Annotated in this window: 12 protein-coding genes; 7 read left to right on the forward strand and 5 right to left on the reverse strand. The window is 63.5% G+C overall.

Annotated elements, in window-relative coordinates; translation table 11 throughout:
• The first annotated feature begins 4 nt into the window (after positions 1 to 4).
• The 4 genes from kdpB (at position 5) to ACPPVP_RS10660 (ending at position 6277) form a co-directional block, all read left to right on the forward strand.
• The gene (gene kdpB, locus ACPPVP_RS10645; protein WP_426533873.1) at positions 5 to 2122 is read left to right on the forward strand and encodes a potassium-transporting ATPase subunit KdpB; all 2118 of its coding nucleotides are present in this window, start codon (positions 5 to 7) and stop codon (positions 2120 to 2122) included.
• Positions 2123 to 2229: 107 nt separating this feature from the next.
• Positions 2230 to 2832, forward strand: coding sequence for a K(+)-transporting ATPase subunit C (locus ACPPVP_RS10650; protein WP_426533875.1), 603 nt, complete (start codon positions 2230 to 2232; stop codon positions 2830 to 2832).
• Positions 2833 to 2873: 41 nt separating this feature from the next.
• Positions 2874 to 5591 (forward strand): DUF4118 domain-containing protein, encoded by a 2718-nt coding sequence (locus ACPPVP_RS10655; RefSeq protein ID WP_426533877.1) that lies wholly within the window; start codon positions 2874 to 2876, stop codon positions 5589 to 5591.
• The gene (locus ACPPVP_RS10660) at positions 5588 to 6277 is read left to right on the forward strand and encodes a response regulator transcription factor (protein ID WP_426533879.1); all 690 of its coding nucleotides are present in this window, start codon (positions 5588 to 5590) and stop codon (positions 6275 to 6277) included. The genes ACPPVP_RS10655 and ACPPVP_RS10660 overlap by 4 nt, the downstream gene beginning before the upstream one ends.
• 14 nt (positions 6278 to 6291) lie before the next feature.
• On the opposite strand, the gene ACPPVP_RS10665 is transcribed toward ACPPVP_RS10660, so the two are convergent.
• Positions 6292 to 6909: a glutathione S-transferase family protein gene (locus ACPPVP_RS10665; protein ID WP_426533881.1), complete on the reverse strand. Its 618-nt coding sequence runs from the start codon at positions 6907 to 6909 to the stop codon at positions 6292 to 6294.
• A 213-nt stretch (positions 6910 to 7122) separates the two neighbouring features.
• Between ACPPVP_RS10665 and ACPPVP_RS10670 the strand changes: the two genes are divergently transcribed.
• Positions 7123 to 7728 carry a pyridoxamine 5'-phosphate oxidase family protein gene (locus ACPPVP_RS10670; protein WP_426533883.1) on the forward strand — a complete coding sequence of 202 codons (606 nt, stop codon included), beginning with the start codon at positions 7123 to 7125 and terminating at the stop codon, positions 7726 to 7728.
• A gap of 45 nt (positions 7729 to 7773) precedes the next feature.
• Here the strand turns inward: ACPPVP_RS10670 and ACPPVP_RS10675 are convergent, their stop codons facing one another.
• The 3 genes from ACPPVP_RS10675 to ACPPVP_RS10685 all read right to left on the reverse strand — a co-directional run bounded on the left by ACPPVP_RS10675 (position 7774) and on the right by ACPPVP_RS10685 (position 11436).
• Complete coding sequence (locus tag ACPPVP_RS10675; RefSeq protein WP_426533885.1) at positions 7774 to 8388, reverse strand: GDYXXLXY domain-containing protein; 615 nt, start codon at positions 8386 to 8388, stop codon at positions 7774 to 7776.
• Positions 8385 to 9644 carry a DUF2157 domain-containing protein gene (locus tag ACPPVP_RS10680; RefSeq protein ID WP_426533887.1) on the reverse strand — a complete coding sequence of 420 codons (1260 nt, stop codon included), beginning with the start codon at positions 9642 to 9644 and terminating at the stop codon, positions 8385 to 8387. The genes ACPPVP_RS10675 and ACPPVP_RS10680 overlap by 4 nt, the downstream gene beginning before the upstream one ends.
• 184 nt (positions 9645 to 9828) lie before the next feature.
• On the reverse strand, positions 9829 to 11436 hold the full coding sequence (locus tag ACPPVP_RS10685) for an AMP-binding protein (protein ID WP_426533889.1): 1608 nt from the start codon (positions 11434 to 11436) through the stop codon (positions 9829 to 9831).
• Between the two features lie 174 nt (positions 11437 to 11610).
• Here ACPPVP_RS10685 and ACPPVP_RS10690 point away from each other — a divergent pair, with 174 nt between their 5' ends.
• A complete protein-coding gene (locus ACPPVP_RS10690) occupies positions 11611 to 11841 on the forward strand; it encodes a DUF6496 domain-containing protein (protein ID WP_426533891.1) in 231 nt (76 codons plus the stop codon).
• A gap of 107 nt (positions 11842 to 11948) precedes the next feature.
• Here the strand turns inward: ACPPVP_RS10690 and ACPPVP_RS10695 are convergent, their stop codons facing one another.
• A complete protein-coding gene (locus tag ACPPVP_RS10695; RefSeq protein WP_426533893.1) occupies positions 11949 to 12827 on the reverse strand; it encodes a Ku protein in 879 nt (292 codons plus the stop codon).
• A 44-nt stretch (positions 12828 to 12871) separates the two neighbouring features.
• On the opposite strand from ACPPVP_RS10695, the gene ligD reads away from it, so the two are divergent.
• Positions 12872 to 15568, forward strand: coding sequence for a DNA ligase D (ligD, locus tag ACPPVP_RS10700; RefSeq protein WP_426533895.1), 2697 nt, complete (start codon positions 12872 to 12874; stop codon positions 15566 to 15568).
• The last annotated feature ends 81 nt before the right edge of the window (positions 15569 to 15649 follow it).

The following is a 15649-nucleotide window of genomic DNA, read 5'->3' on the forward strand; positions in this document are numbered from 1 at the left end:
GTCCATGGAAACCATGAAACTGCAGAAAAAAGTGACGGCTTCGGCGATGCTCGATCCCAGGATCGTCGTGCCCGCGATCCGAGCGGCATTTGCTAAACTCGATCCGCGGCTGATGATCAAGAACCCCGTGATGTTCGTGGTCGAGATCGTCGCAGCCCTCACTACCGTGATCTTCCTGCGCAATCTGGTCATGGGCGGCGAGGGCCTCGCCTTCACCTTCCAGATCATCCTGTGGCTGTGGTTCACCGTGCTGTTTGCCAATTTCGCCGAAGCCGTCGCCGAAGGCCGTGGCAAGGCGCAGGCGGAATCGCTGAAGAAGACCCGAACCGAGAGCAAGGCGAAGCTGCTGGAAGGCGCCGACAAATCCTATCGGCTGGTGTCCGGCACCAGCCTCAAGGTCGGCGATATCGTTCTCGTCGAGGCCGGCGACAACATCCCTTCCGACGGCGAGGTGATCGAAGGCGTGGCATCGGTGAACGAGGCGGCGATCACCGGCGAATCCGCGCCCGTGATCCGCGAATCCGGCGGCGACCGTTCGGCGGTGACCGGCGGCACGCAGGTGCTGTCCGACTGGATCCGCGTCCGCATTACGGCAGCCCAGGGTTCGACCTTCATCGATCGCATGATCAAGCTGGTGGAGGGCGCCGAGCGGCAAAAGACGCCGAACGAGATCGCGCTCAATATTCTGCTGGCGGGCCTGACGATCATTTTCGTGTTCGCGACCGTCACGATTCCGAGCTACGCAGCCTACGCCGGCGGCTCGATTTCGGTCGTCGTGCTGGTGGCGCTTTTCGTCACGCTGATTCCGACCACCATCGGCGCGCTGCTGTCGGCGATCGGCATTGCCGGGATGGACCGTCTGGTGCGCTTCAACGTGCTGGCGATGTCCGGCCGCGCCGTCGAGGCGGCGGGTGACGTCGATACGCTGCTGCTGGACAAGACCGGCACCATCACCCTCGGCAACCGTCAGGCAACGGAGTTCCGCCCCGTACGCGGCGTCACCGAGCAGGAACTGGCGGATGCAGCACAGCTTGCCTCGCTCGCCGACGAGACGCCGGAAGGCCGTTCGATCGTCGTGCTGGCGAAAGAGAAATACGGCCTGCGTGGCCGCGACATGAAGGAACTCAACGCCACCTTTATCCCTTTCACTGCGCAGACGCGCATGAGCGGCATCGATGCGGGAACATCCTCCGTCCGCAAGGGCGCAGTGGAGGCGATCCTGAATTACGTCGATGGCGGTGGTGTCGTCCGCACGGTCGCCGCGGGGAACACGGCGCGCGCCGTGCAGCCGGGCTTCATGTCGGACGCGGCCCGCGAGATCCAGGCGATTTCGGATGAGATCGCCAAGGCCGGCGGAACGCCGCTTGCGGTCGCCAGGGACGGCAAACTGCTCGGCGTCGTGCACCTGAAAGACATCGTCAAGGGCGGCATCCGCGAACGATTTGCCGAACTGCGCCGCATGGGCATCCGCACGGTGATGATCACGGGCGATAATCCGATGACGGCCGCTGCCATCGCCGCCGAAGCCGGCGTCGACGATTTTCTCGCGCAGGCAACCCCTGAAGACAAGCTGAAGCTGATCCGCGACGAGCAGGCCAAGGGCAAGCTGGTGGCGATGTGCGGCGACGGCACCAACGACGCGCCCGCTCTCGCACAGGCCGACGTCGGCGTCGCCATGAACACCGGCACGCAGGCCGCGCGGGAAGCTGGCAACATGGTTGACCTCGATTCCAACCCGACCAAGCTGATCGAGGTGGTCGAGATCGGCAAGCAGCTTTTGATGACGCGTGGCGCGCTGACGACATTCTCGATCGCCAACGACGTCGCGAAATACTTTGCCATCATCCCGGCGATGTTTCTCGCGTTCTATCCGCAGCTCGAAGTGCTCAACGTCATGCACCTCGCCAGCCCGCAGAGCGCAATCCTGTCGGCGATCATCTTCAATGCGCTGATCATTATCGCGTTGATCCCGCTGGCGCTGAAAGGCGTCGCCTATCGCGCCGTCGGGGCAGGGGCCTTGCTGCGCCGTAACCTGCTGATCTACGGCCTCGGCGGCATCATCGTTCCCTTCATCGGCATCAAGGCCATCGATCTGGTAGTGGCAGCCTTGCACCTGGCCTAACCCTAACCGCTATTGCAAGCGAAGCAATCCATAGCGCCGCAAATACAGAATGGATTGCTTCGTCGCTTCGCTCCTCGCAATGACGGATACTCCTACGGAGACACAAAATGCTCAGAGAAATCCGCCCCGCCATCCTCATCCTCCTCGTGCTCACCGCGATCACCGGCCTGGCCTATCCCCTTGCCATGACCGCCATCGCCGGCGTGATCTTTCCGAAGCAGGCGCAGGGCAGCCTGATCGAGAAGGACGGCAAGGTCGTCGGCTCCGCGCTGATCGGGCAGGAGTTCAAGGCCGACAAATATTTCCACGGCCGCCCGTCGGCGACCTCGGCGCCGGATCCGGCCGATTCGACCAAGACGGTGTCGGCGCCCTATAATGCCGCCAATTCCGGCGGCTCCAACCTTGGCCCGACCAGCAAGGCGCTGGCCGACCGGATCAAGGAAGACGTCGAGAAACTGAAGGCCGAAAATCCTTCCGCGCCCGTGCCGGTCGACCTCGTCACCACCTCCGGCAGTGGGCTCGATCCTGATATCTCGCCGGAGGGCGCGCTGTTCCAAATCCCCCGGGTGGCCAAGGCCCGTAATTTGCCAGAAGCCCGTATCCGTCAACTGGTCACGGAGCACATCCAGGGCCGCATGGCTGGATTGCTTGGCGAACCCCGCGTTAACGTATTGGCGTTGAATCTGGCCTTGGATGAGGCCTCGAAATGAGACCCGCTAGGCCAGCCGAGGGGTGAGGACTATATTGCCGCATGGTCCAAACCCGCCGCGACCCTGAACAGCGTCCCTCGCCGGAAGCCCTGCTGGAAGCGGCCCGGCGCGAGGACAGTCGCGCGGGACGGCTCAAGATTTTCGTCGGCGCCGCCCCCGGCGTCGGCAAGACCTACGAAATGCTGCAGAGCGCCCATGCCAGGAAGAAGGCCGGCACCGATGTCGTCGTTGGCGTGGTCGAGACCCATGGCCGGGCGGAAACCGAAGCGCTTCTGAAGGGCCTCGAAGTGCTGCCGCGCCGGCGGCTCACTTACAAGGAGCAGACGCTCGAGGAGATGGACCTTGACGCGCTGATCGCGCGGCGGCCGCAAATCGCGCTGGTCGACGAACTCGCCCATAGCAACGCGCCGGGCAGCCGTCATCCCAAACGTTATCTCGACGTCGAGGAATTGCTGTCTCATGGCATCGACGTCTATACAGCGGTCAACATCCAGCACATCGAGAGCCTCAACGACGTGGTCGCGCAGATCACGCATGTGCGGGTGCGCGAGACCGTGCCGGACAGAGTGTTCGATCGCGCCGACGCCATCGAGCTGATCGACCTCACGCCCGACGATCTGATCCAGCGGCTGAAGGAGGGCAAGGTCTATGTCCCCAGGCAGGCCGAGCGCGCGCTGGAGCATTATTTCTCGCCGGGCAACCTGACCGCGTTGCGCGAACTGGCGCTGCGGCGCACCGCCGAGCGGGTCGACGAGCAGTTGCTCACCCACATGCAGGCCAACGCCATCGACGGGCCGTGGGCCGCGGGCGAGCGCATCCTGGTCTGCGTCAGCGAGGACCCGCGCGCGGCGGGGCTGGTGCGCTATACCAAGCGGCTGGCGGACCGGCTGCACGCGCAATGGACGGCGATCAGCATCGAGACGCGACGCAGCCTGCAACTGACGGACGACCAGCGCGACCGGCTGGCCGACACCATGCGGCTTGCCGAAGCGCTCGGTGGCGAGGCGCTGACCATCCCTGCCGTCGGACGCCGTATTGCCGACGATCTCATCCACTTCGCGCATGCCAACAACGTCACCCAGATCATCATCGGCAAATCGAACCGCTCATGGTGGTTCGAATTGATGCGTGGCTCCGTGGTACACGATCTGGTACGTCGCGCCGGCAATATCAGCGTCCACGTCATCGCCGGTGACGAGGAGAAGGTTGCGAAAGCGACGGTGCAGACCGCGGCGCGGCAGGAGCCATTCAACGCGCGGCCCTATCTGATGGCGCTGCTGTTCGTCGCAATCGGTCTTGCCGCCGCGACCCTGATCAAGCCGCTGTTCGGCGGCATTGAAAATGTCGACCTGGTATTTCTTACCGCCGTTGTCGGCGTCGCCGCGCGATACGGCCTGTGGCCGTCGTTGCTGGCGAGCCTTGTGGCGTCGCTGTGCTATAATTTTTTCTTCCTGCCGCCCGTCTATACCTTCACCATCACTGATCCGACCAACGTCGCGGCATTCTTCTTCTTCATGCTGATCGCGCTGCTGGTCTCCAACGTCGCGGCGCGCGTACGCTCGCAGGCCGATACCGCGATCGGCCGGGTGCGTACGACCGAATCGCTTTACGCCTTTAGCCGCAAGCTCGCCGGCACCGCGACGCTCGATGACGTGCTGTGGGCGACTGCCTACCAGACCGCGCTGATGCTGAAGGTGCGCGTGGTGCTGCTGTTGCCGGAAGAGGGCGTGTTGACGGTCAAGAGCGGCTACCCACCGGAGGACGAACTCGACAAGGCCGATCTCGCCGCCGCCAACTGGGCCTGGAGCAACGACCGTCCCGCGGGGCGTGGCTCGGACACGCTGCCGGGGGCAAAACGGCTGTTCCTGCCGATGCGGACCGGCCGTGGCGCAATCGGTGTCATCGGCATCGACGATGATCGGACAGGCCCCTTGCTGACGCCGGATCAGCGTCGCCTTCTGGATGCGCTGGTTGATCAGGGCGCGCTCGCGATCGAGCGGGTGCTGCTGGTCGAGGACATGGACCGCGTCAAACGCACGGTGGAGTCCGACCGGCTGCGCGGCGCGCTGTTGACCTCGATCTCGCACGATTTGAAGACGCCGCTGGCTTCCGTGCTTGGCGCCGCCTCTACCTTGCGCGACCTCGGCGCCGCCCTCGACGACGCCCAGAAGAACGATCTGCTCGCCACCATGATCGACGAATCCGAGCGGCTCAACCGCTTCATTGCCAATTTGCTCGACATGACCAAGCTCGAATCCGGCGCCATCGTGCCCAACACCGCGCGGCACGATGTCAGCGAGATCGTCGGCAGCGCCTTGCGCCGCGCCGGCAAGATCCTCGTGCATCACAGGGTGTCGCTGGAGCTCGGCGCCAATCTGCCGATGCTGGAGCTCGATGCCGTGTTGTTCGAACAGGTGCTGTTCAACCTGCTCGACAACGCCGCCAAATACGCGCCGACCGATACCACGATATCGATCAAGGGCGTGCGGGACCGGGAGCAGGTCACGCTGCAGATCGTGGACGAGGGGCACGGCATTCCGCAAGCCGAACTGGAAAGCGTGTTCGACAAGTTCTATCGTGCGCAGAAGGGCGATCATGTCCGTCCGGGAACGGGTCTTGGTCTGGCGATCTCCCGCGGCTTTGTCGAGGCCATGCACGGCACGATCTCGGCCGCCAACCGCGCCGATCGCAGCGGTGCGGTGATAACCATTCGGCTGCCGATACCGGCCGCAATTGATACCCTGGATACCGCCGCATGAATGCTCCCGCGATCAAGGTTCTGGTCATCGACGACGAGCCGCCGATCCGAAAACTGTTGCGGATGGGGCTGAGCACGCAGGGCTACGACATTCTCGAAGCCTCCAACGGAAAGATCGCGCTCGAGAAGCTCGCGGAAGGCCCGGCGCTGATCATCCTCGATCTCGGTCTGCCCGATATCCAGGGCCATGAACTGCTGCGCATGATCCGCGGCCGCAACGAGAGCGTGCCGATCGTGGTGTTGTCGAGCCGCGGTGACGAGGCCGGCAAGGTGCAGGCGCTCGACCTCGGCGCCGACGATTACCTGACAAAGCCGTTCGGCATGGACGAACTGCTGGCTCGGATGCGTGCGGCGCTGCGGCACCAGTTGCAGGTGCAGGGCGAGCGGCCGGTGTTTCGCGCCGGCGATCTCTCGGTCGATCTCGTGCGCCGCATCGTCAAGGTCGGCGAGCGCGAGGTAAAACTCTCGCCGAAGGAATACGAATTGCTGCGCGTGCTGGTGCAGCACGCCGGCAAGGTGCTGACCCATCGTTTCCTGCTAAAAGAGCTCTGGGACGAGCTGACGGATGCGCAATATCTGCGCGTCTATGTCCGCCAGCTCCGGCAGAAGATCGAGGCCGATCCCGAGCGTCCGCAATTCGTGCTGACCGAGACCGGCATCGGCTACCGGTTGCGGGCGCCGGACTGATCAGATCGCATCGGTCATTTGCGGCGGGCTTGATCGCGCAAGCGTACATAGGCGGGTCGGGCCAGGCAGGCGTCCAGCCATCGTGTCAGCTCCGGGTAAGCCGACAAGTCCATTCGCGCCATTTTTCCCCACATGAGGATGCCCGCGACATTAAGGTCAGCAACTGTAAAGCTGTTTCCCGCCAAATAGCCGCGTACGGCCAGGGCATCGTTCAGCACACCCAGGGGCTTCTTCAGCAGCAATTCGTTCCGCTCCGTCACGGAGGGATCGCGCGCGAATTCCGCCAGCAATGCGCGGTGCTCCAGAAAATTGAGCAGCAGGTGTTCAATCTCCAGCACCGCCCAGAAGCTCCATTGCGCGGCGAGGCCCAGCACTTCCGGGCCGGCGCAATGCATCGGGCCGTCATACCTTTGCGCGAGGTAGAGATTGATCGCCATCGATTCCCACAGCACCAGATCGCCATCGACCAAAGTCGGAATTCGCGCATTTGGATTCAATCGCAGATATTCTGCGGTCTGTAGATCGTCTGCATGCGTCGTTTTTTCCACCAGCTGATACGGCCTGCCGACTTCCTCGAGCATCCATAGACACCGCATCGCGCGCGATCTCGGATTTCCATAAAGCTGCAGCATCGTTGGGCTCCCGTAATGCGGGTCTTGGTCTGGCGGCAGGCAAATTTAGCGGCTTTCCATCGCTTCCGATAGCTCGCCTCAACCGGCCGCGCGCTGGTCTGCCACGGGGCAGCTTGCCGCATGCGATGTTGCCACAACGTGGTATGCTTTTATCCGGGGATCTGACCCGGGCCTCGTTCGCCCACGTGAATCAGAGCAGGAGGACGCAACGCCATGGCCGAGAGCGTCATGTACCACGAGGGCAACCGGCAACTGCAGGATCGGTTCGAAAGCCGCCGTATTTCCGATCGGCTGGAACAGAAGCTGATGCACAAGGAATTTTCAGCGGATGACAGGCAGTTCATCGAAAGCCTGCCGTATTTTTTCCTGGCGACGGCGGACGCCGGGGGCCGGCCGGATTGCTCGTTCAAGGGCGGGGCGCCGGGCTTTGTGCGCATCAGCGGGCCGTCCGAGATCGCGTTCCCCGACTATGACGGAAACGGCATGTTCAAGAGTCTCGGCAACATCGTCGCCAATGCCGATGTCGGCCTGCTGTTCATCGCCATGCACGACAAGCCGCGGCGCCTGCGCGTCAATGGCACTGCCAGCGTGAGCGAGAACGACCCGCTGCTGGCGGAGAGCGTCGGTGCCCAGCTCATCGTCCGCGTGACCGCGCGCGCGATCTTTCCGAACTGTCCGCGCTATATTCCGAAGATGGGCGTGATCGAGCCGTCGATCTATGTGCCGATCGGCGGACAGGACGCGCCGGAGCCGGCATGGAAGGGTTTTGCGGATTTCAAGGATTGCATCCACCCACGGCAGCCGACCTTCAAGGGGTGAGGACGGCAACCATTCGCGAAATCGCCCGGCAAGCGGTTGTGGGAGCTAGAACCACGGCTCCTCATAGACCGGCTTGCCGTCGATCAGCAGGCGCTTGATGGCGGCGCGTCCTGATGGAAGCACTGCCGCCACGACCGAGAGTTTGCCTTTGTTGCGGATGTCTTCGAGCTTCCGGCCTTCACCCTCGGGAACGAAATAGCTTTCCAGATTGTAGCGGATCGAGAGCTTCTCGCAAAAGGCATAGCCGCTCGAACCGCAGGTGGCGCCGTAGAGAATGCTGCCACGGATCAGGACCTCGGGACTTGCCACCGCGACAGGTTCGGCATGCACCGATACCGCTTCGTAGACGCCGTCGCGATTGGGCGTGAGCTTGACGAACACCGAGGGGTTGCGAGAGCTGGCGGGCTGGTTCAGCAGTGCACCGGCCGGCAATTGCGAAATGTCGTAGCCGAGGACGACATAGTCGCCGCGCAGGAGATCGCGCGGATCGACAGGACGGCTCTGCAAGGTCACTTCTTTGCCGTTGCGCAGAATCTGGACCCGATCGACGATCATCACGGTCAGCAGCGCGACCTGCACCAGTGCCGCAGCGCCGAACAGCACGATCTTCGGGGTGCGTGCCCAGAGTCCAGCGAGGGATGCCGCGGAGGTCGTGATCATTCGCGGGTCCTTGGCAGCAAGCGATTGAGCGCCAGAGCAAGCGCAACGGCGACAGCGCCGGCAATAGCAAGGAATATCGAGCGGCTCAGCAGCGTGCCCTTCACGGCCCACGTGATGGCCGCGATGCAGCCGGCGATCCCGAGCCAGCCGGCGACGAGCCGCGGCCGCGCGCCGTCGAGCAAACCGGAGACGACAAGAAAGAGCATGGCGAAGAGCTCGAAGGCGTAGCCGAGCCACGGCTCGCCCGATTGCGACGGATTCCATACCAACGCCGCAAGAAGGACGAAGCCAATCGCGCTTCCGGCAAAGACCACGCCGGCCCGCCGCGTCATCGCGGCCGCCACGATGGCAAGGATCGCCCCAGCCGCGCCGCAAGAAATTGTCCAAAGCGGTTGGTTCAGGGCGCCGCCCCTTCCATAGAAACCTTCGTTGGCGATTATCACCTGCATAATGGCGGCGCCGGCTAGCGCGAAAGCTCCATAGCTGGACAGGACAGCCCCGGCCGACGATGCGCTCGGCCACGGTGCCGCCGCAAGCGCGAGTCCTGCGCCGAACAGCATAGCCGCACCGTAGGCCAGCACGAATGACGGTGCGAGGCCGGGCTGGAACGCTTCCGCGATCCACCAGGCAAGCGCGGCCAGCGCGACGAGGTCGGCTGCCACGCGCGACTTCCAGGCGAGCGCAAGGCCTGCGGCAATGAGCCAGATCACCACGAAGGAAAAGTGCGGATCACGGACCTCGAAGATCCGCATGCTGCTCCATATGGTCGCCGCCGCCAGGGCTACTGCAAGCGCCCCGCGCGAGCCGGTCAACGCCGCCGTTGCGAGCGCGCCCACCGCCCACAGCAGCATGCCGCCGGCAAAGTCGCCGCCCAAATGATACATCTGGCCAACCAGCGCGATTCCGGCACCAAAGATGATCGACCCCACGGCGGCGCAAAGGTCGGCGAGCACCGGCTGGCCGGCGCGGGCGAACCAGGCGCCGAGGCCATGGGCGGTAAGGATGCCGGCAAACAGGATGGCCAGGCGCAACAGGCGTGCGATCTCTATCCAATGTGCCGCGACGAACGCCAGGAACGCCGCGGCGATCAAGAGGCCGCCGACGATGGCTACCACTACCGCGATGTTGATGCCGGGAGCGAGCGGCGGAAGTGCGACGCGGATGGCAGCGGTAGCCGCAGGCGTGATCACGCCGTTGGCTTCCCATCGTTCAAGATCGGCTTCAAGACGCTGCCGATAGGCCCGGTCAAACATCATGCGGACCTATCGGCTCGTCCATTGCCTGTCAGTGCCACGGCAGATCAGGTGGTGCACCATGCTTCGGCGCGGTGTTTCCAGCTTCCAGATCAAGTTCAGACGCAGCATTGATGCTCCCCAGCGGCGAATTAGCCTACCACCGTTGCGGTTGTATGAGAATAACGCCGCGCCCCTTCTGCAGTCCTCAGATCGCCGTCATCTCGCCCTTGGTCCAGGCTTCGCGCAGCTTGAATTTCTGGATCTTGCCCGATCCCGTCAACGGGAAGGCGTTCACCACGAACCAGTGTTTGGGTGTCTTGTGCGGGGCGAGCGAGGCGCGCATGTAGTCGATCAGTTCTTCCTTTTCGATTGTTGCGCCGGGCGCCGGGCGGACGAAGGCGGCGACCTCTTCACCCCACTTCTCGTGGGGAACGCCGACCACGGCGACTTCACTGACCTTGGGATGCTTGAACAGGAGCTCCTCCAGCTCGCGCGGATAGATGTTCTCGCCACCGCGGATGATCATGTCCTTCAGCCGGCCTTCCACCGTGCAATAGCCGCGCGCATCCATCGCGCAGAGATCGCCGGTATGCAGCCAGCCGTCGGCATCGATCGCGGCTGAAGTCGCGTCCGGCATTTCGAAATAGCCGAGCATCACGTGGTAGCCGCGGGTGCAGAATTCACCGATCGTGCCGATCGGCACCGTCTCGCCGGTGTTGGGATCGATGATCTTGTTCTCCATATTGGGCAGCGGCAGGCCGATCGTGTTGGCCTTGTCCTCGACGCTGTCGGTGGTGCGGGTTTGCGCCGCGACCGGGGAACATTCGGTCTGGCCGAAAACAATTGTAAAGGGCGCGCCGAGCTTTTCTTCCAACAGCCGCACCAGCGCGGCCGGCACCGTCGAACCGCCGGAGCAGATCGCCTTGACGGCTGAGAGATCGGTCGCCGCGAAGGTCGGATGTTCCAGCATCGCGACCAGCATGGTGGGAACGCCGAGCATTGCATTGCCGCGATAGGTCCCGAGCATTTCCAGCACCAGTCCGGGCTCGAAGGCCTCGACCAGCACCGTGGTCGCGGCTTTCGACACTGCGCCGATCACGCAGCAGACGCATCCGCCGGTGTGAAACAGCGGCATCGGGGTGACGAAGATGTCGCCGGCATCGACGCCCATGCGATCGGCGGTGTCGGCGCCGTTGTTGAGCAATCCGCGATGGCGGAGCAGGGCGCCTTTCGGAAAGCCCGTGGTGCCCGAGGTGTACTGGATCATGACGGGATCATCGGGGCTGACGGCCGGCAGCTTGATATTGGTGTCGTCGCCCGCGGCGATGAAGGCGTCCCAGTCGTCGAAGCAGATGATCTCGCGGAGCTCGGGGCAGTTCGGCGCCACGGCATGCACCGTCTCCAGCATCGGATTGCCGCGAAAACCGTTGACGACGAAGACGCCGGCCGAGCGCGACTGCTTCAGCACATACTCGACTTCCCGGGCGCGAAAAGCCGGGTTCACGGTGACGAGGATCATGCCGGCCATGCCGGCGCCGAATTCGAGCATCATCCATTCCGGGAGGTTTTGCGCCCAGACGGCAATGCGCTCGCCGGGCTTGAAGCGCGACAGCAGCGCGCGGGCGGTGCACTGGGCTTCGCGATAGAACTCCGCGTAGGTCCATTGCCGGCGCAGTTTTGGGTCGGGGACGCCGGCAATCAGGGCCAGGCGATCGGGCGCTGTCTCAGCCGCCTTGCGCAAGAGATCGCCGAACGTCATCTCCCGCACCGCAGGCGTCGCTGGGCCCGCGACATGCGACTTCGTCAACGTCATCAAAACCTCCCCGGTCCGGAGACAGCGCCGTTCTTGCTGCCGGCGTTTCAATCGTCCCCCGGCGGCCAAAATGCCTTCCGTGGCCGGTCAATGCAAGCGGACTGTGACCTGTGAGGAACTTTGCATGCCACCGGTGATTACTTTTTCACCAAATGATGAAGCCGGAGAGATGCAATGGCACGTAAATATTCGAAGAAGGCATCGACCGATGTCGAACGCGTGATGAAGAAGCGCAAGGCTGGGACGCTGAAGAGCGGCCGTTCGGGCCGGAAGGTCAAGAGCCGCAAACAGGCGATTGCGATCGGGCTGTCGGAGGCGAGGGCCAAGGGCAGGAAGGTGCCGAAGAAGGCCGCCAAGAAGCGCAAGGCGGCGAAGAAAAAGACGGCGAAGAAGTCGAAGCGGTAGGCGGCAGTTAGGGCACCGTCATTGCGAGCGTAGCGAAGCAATCCAGAATCCCAGCGGAGTTCTGGATTGCTTCGTCGCTTTGCTCCTCGCAGTGACGGTGGCGAGACTCATCCCGCCTTGCGCTGCCTTGCCGTCGACCGGTGCGCCTTCTTTGCCGTCCGGCGTGCCGGTGCACCTCGTGACGCCGGAGCCCGACGCCTCCCTGCCGGCTTGCCCTTCAGGCTCGCCTTGAGCGCATCCATCAGGTTGATGACGTTGTCGGGCTTTTCCTCGGGCTCGGCGGCCTTGATCGGCTTGCCGGAAGCCTTGCGGCGCACCAGTGCCTTCAGCGCATCCTCGTATTCGTCCTTGAACTTCGAGGGATCGAAATGCGCCGCTTTGGTCTGCAGGATGTGGCTCGCCAGTTCGACCATGTCCTTGGTGATCTTTGGGGTCTTGATGTCGTCGAAATAGTCGTCCTCATCGCGCAGTTCGTAAGGATAGCGCAGGGTGGTGCCGAGCAGTCCCTTACCGAGCGGCTCGATCGCGATGACGTGCTCGCGGTTGGTCAGCACGATGCGCGCCAGCGCGACCCGCTCCTCGTCCTTCATCGCGTCGCGGATCACGGCGAAGGCGTCGATGGCGGCCTTGCCGTCGGGGGCGACATAATAGGGATTGTTGTAATAGCGCTTGTCGATTTCAGCGCGAGGCACGAAACTGTCGATTTCGATGGTGTGGTTGCTCTCGATCTGGACGGCCTCGAGCTCCTCCTTTTCGATCTCGACATACTGGCCCTTCTTCAGTTCGTAACCGCGGCCCTTCTGGTCGCTCTCGACGACGTCGCCGGTCTCGGCATCGATCATCTGTTGCTTCAGCCGGTTACCCGTCTCCTTGTTGATCATGTGGAAGCGGGTTTTCTCGACCGATGTCGAGGCCGGGTACAGCACGACCGGACAGGACACCAGGGAGAGTTTTAGCGTGCCTTTCCAGTAGGCGCGGGGCGCCATTGCAGTCTCCGGCATGGTTGGGTTTCGGAACTTCAACGGCTAGTATGGGTTTTCGTTCCGGATGCCGCCGTGCGCGGCCCGGATGGTCGAGGTTTGCCGTGGCGTTGAAGAAACTCAGCACGTACCGGAAGAAGCGCGATTTCGGCAAGACCGCGGAGCCCTCGGGCGAGGTCAAGGTCGCGCCGGCGAAGCAGCGTCGCTTCGTGATTCAGAAGCATGACGCAACGCGGCTGCATTACGATTTGCGGCTGGAGTTCGACGGGGTTTTCAAATCCTGGGCCGTCACCAAGGGACCGTCGCTCGACCCGCACGACAAGCGGCTCGCGGTCGAGGTCGAGGATCACCCGCTCGACTACGGCGATTTCGAAGGCACCATCCCGGACGACCAGTATGGTGGCGGCACCGTCATGCTCTGGGATCGCGGCACCTGGGAAGCCGATGATCCTGATCGCGGCTTCAAAAAGGGCGACCTTAAATTCACCCTGCATGGCGACAAGCTGCACGGCAGCTGGGTGCTGGTGCGGATGACGGGCGACCGCTACGGCGGCAAGCGCACCAACTGGCTCCTGATCAAGCATCGCGACGAATTCGCCAAGGAAGGCGAAGCCAACGATATCCTCGATGAGGATAGCTCGGTGGCTTCGGGGCGAACGATGGCGCAGATCGCGCAAGGCAAGGGCAAGGCGCCAACGCCGTTCATGCTGACCAAAGGCAAGACAAAGGCCGACGCGGTCTGGCAATCCAACCGCGGCGAAGCGGCTGACGCGCGCGCCGGCAGGAAAACAGCCGCACTGCGCGCCGCGCCAGAGACCAGGACCCATGCGCCGGCGCAGAGCGCCAAGCCGAAAAAGATTTCCGCGATGCCGGGTTTCGTCGCGCCGCAGCTTTGCGCCTCGGTCGAGCGTCCGCCGAACTCGGCTGGCTGGTGTCACGAAGTCAAGTTCGACGGCTACCGCGTGCAGTTGCGGATCGAGGATGGCGATGTGGCGCTGCTCACTCGAAAAGGGCTGGACTGGGCCGACAAGTTTGGCGCTCTCGCGAGAGCCGCCAAGGCGTTGCCCGATGCGCTGATCGACGGCGAAATCGTCGCGCTGGACCACAATGGCGTGCCGAGTTTTTCCGCGTTGCAGGCGGCGATCGCGGACGGCAAGACCGGCAACCTCATCTTCTTTGCGTTCGATCTGCTGTTTGCCAATGGTGAGGATCTGCGTGCGCTTCCGCTACGCGAGCGCAAGGAACGCCTGAAGCGTCTGCTGGAGCAGCGGAACGGAAAGGAAAAGCTGGTCCGCTACGTTGATCATTTCGAGGAGCGCGGCGACACCGTCATGGAATCGGCCCGGAAGCTGGAGCTGGAAGGCATCGTCTCCAAGAAACTGGATGCGCCCTACCGCTCCGGACGGACCGAAAGCTGGACCAAGACCAAGATCCGCGGCGGGCAGGAGCTGGTGCTCGGCGGCTGGAAGACCACCAACGGCAAATTCCGTTCACTGATGGCCGGTGTCTATCGCGGCAACCATCTGGCCTTCGTCGGCGTTGTCGGCACCGGCTTCGGCCAGGATACGGTCCGGCGCATCATGCCGGCGCTGAAAGCGGCGTCGTCGGACAAAAGCCCGTTCGGCGGCAAGGACGCACCGAAAAAGACCCGCGACGTGCATTGGCTGAAACCTGAACTGGTCGCCGAGGTCGAGTTCGCCGGCTGGACCGATGGCGGCAACATCCGGCAGGCCGCGTTCAAGGGGTTGCGTCAGGACAAGCCGGCGACGGAGATACGCGCGGAGAAGCCTGCCATGACTGGAATTGCAAAGCCGGTAGTGCGGTCCGTGAAATCATCGGCGAAATCCGCCGAGGTGATGGGCGTTGCGATCTCGAAGCCCGAGAAGGCGCTGTGGCCCGACGGCGGCGACGGCGAGGCCGTCACCAAGCTCGACCTTGCGCAATATTTCGAGGCGGTCGGGGAGTGGATGATCGTCCATCTCAAGGGCCGTCCGTGCTCGATTCTCCGCGCCCCCGACGGCATCAACGGCGAAAAATTCTTCCAGCGTCATGCGATGCCGGGCGCCTCCGATCTCATGAAGCTCGCCAAGGTCGCGGGCGATCGCAAACCTTATTTGCAGATCGATCAGGTTGAAGGGTTGGCGGCGGTGGCGCAGATCGGCGGGCTGGAGCTGCATCCCTGGAATTGCGCGCCTGACGACTACGACACGCCGGGGCGGCTGGTGTTCGATCTCGATCCGGCCCCGAACGTTGAATTTTCCGAGGTGATCGAGGCCGCCAAGGACATGCGGCAGCGGTTGACGGCGGTGGGCCTTGAAAGCTTCTGCAAGACCACCGGCGGCAAGGGGCTGCACGTTGTGACGCCGCTGCTCCATGGCGCAAGGGACAAGGTGACCTGGAAGGAGGCCAAGGCCTTCGCGCAAGGCGTCTGCCAGTGGATGGCGAACGATGACCCAGAGCGCTATCTGCTCAACATGTCCAAGAAGCTGCGCGCGGGAAAGATCTTCCTCGACTATCTGCGCAACGACCGGCTCTCGACCGCCGTCGCCGTGTTGTCGCCGCGTGCGCGCGAGGGCGCCACCGTCTCGATGCCGCTGACCTGGCCGCAGGTGCGCGGCGACCTCGATCCGAAGAAGTACACGGTGCGGTCGGTGCCGGCGCTGCTGGCGAAGACGAAAGCGTGGGACGGGTATGATGACGCTGCCGCCTCGATCAAGCCGGCGATGAAGAAGCTGGCTGGGAAGTAGCGGATGTAGTCCGCGTCCGCCGCTTCACCCGCAGCCGTCATACTCCGCGAAGGCGGAGTATCCAGTACGCCGCGGCTTATC

This window comes from Bradyrhizobium sp. McL0615 (assembly GCF_049993905.1).
Taxonomy (GTDB): domain Bacteria; phylum Pseudomonadota; class Alphaproteobacteria; order Rhizobiales; family Xanthobacteraceae; genus Bradyrhizobium.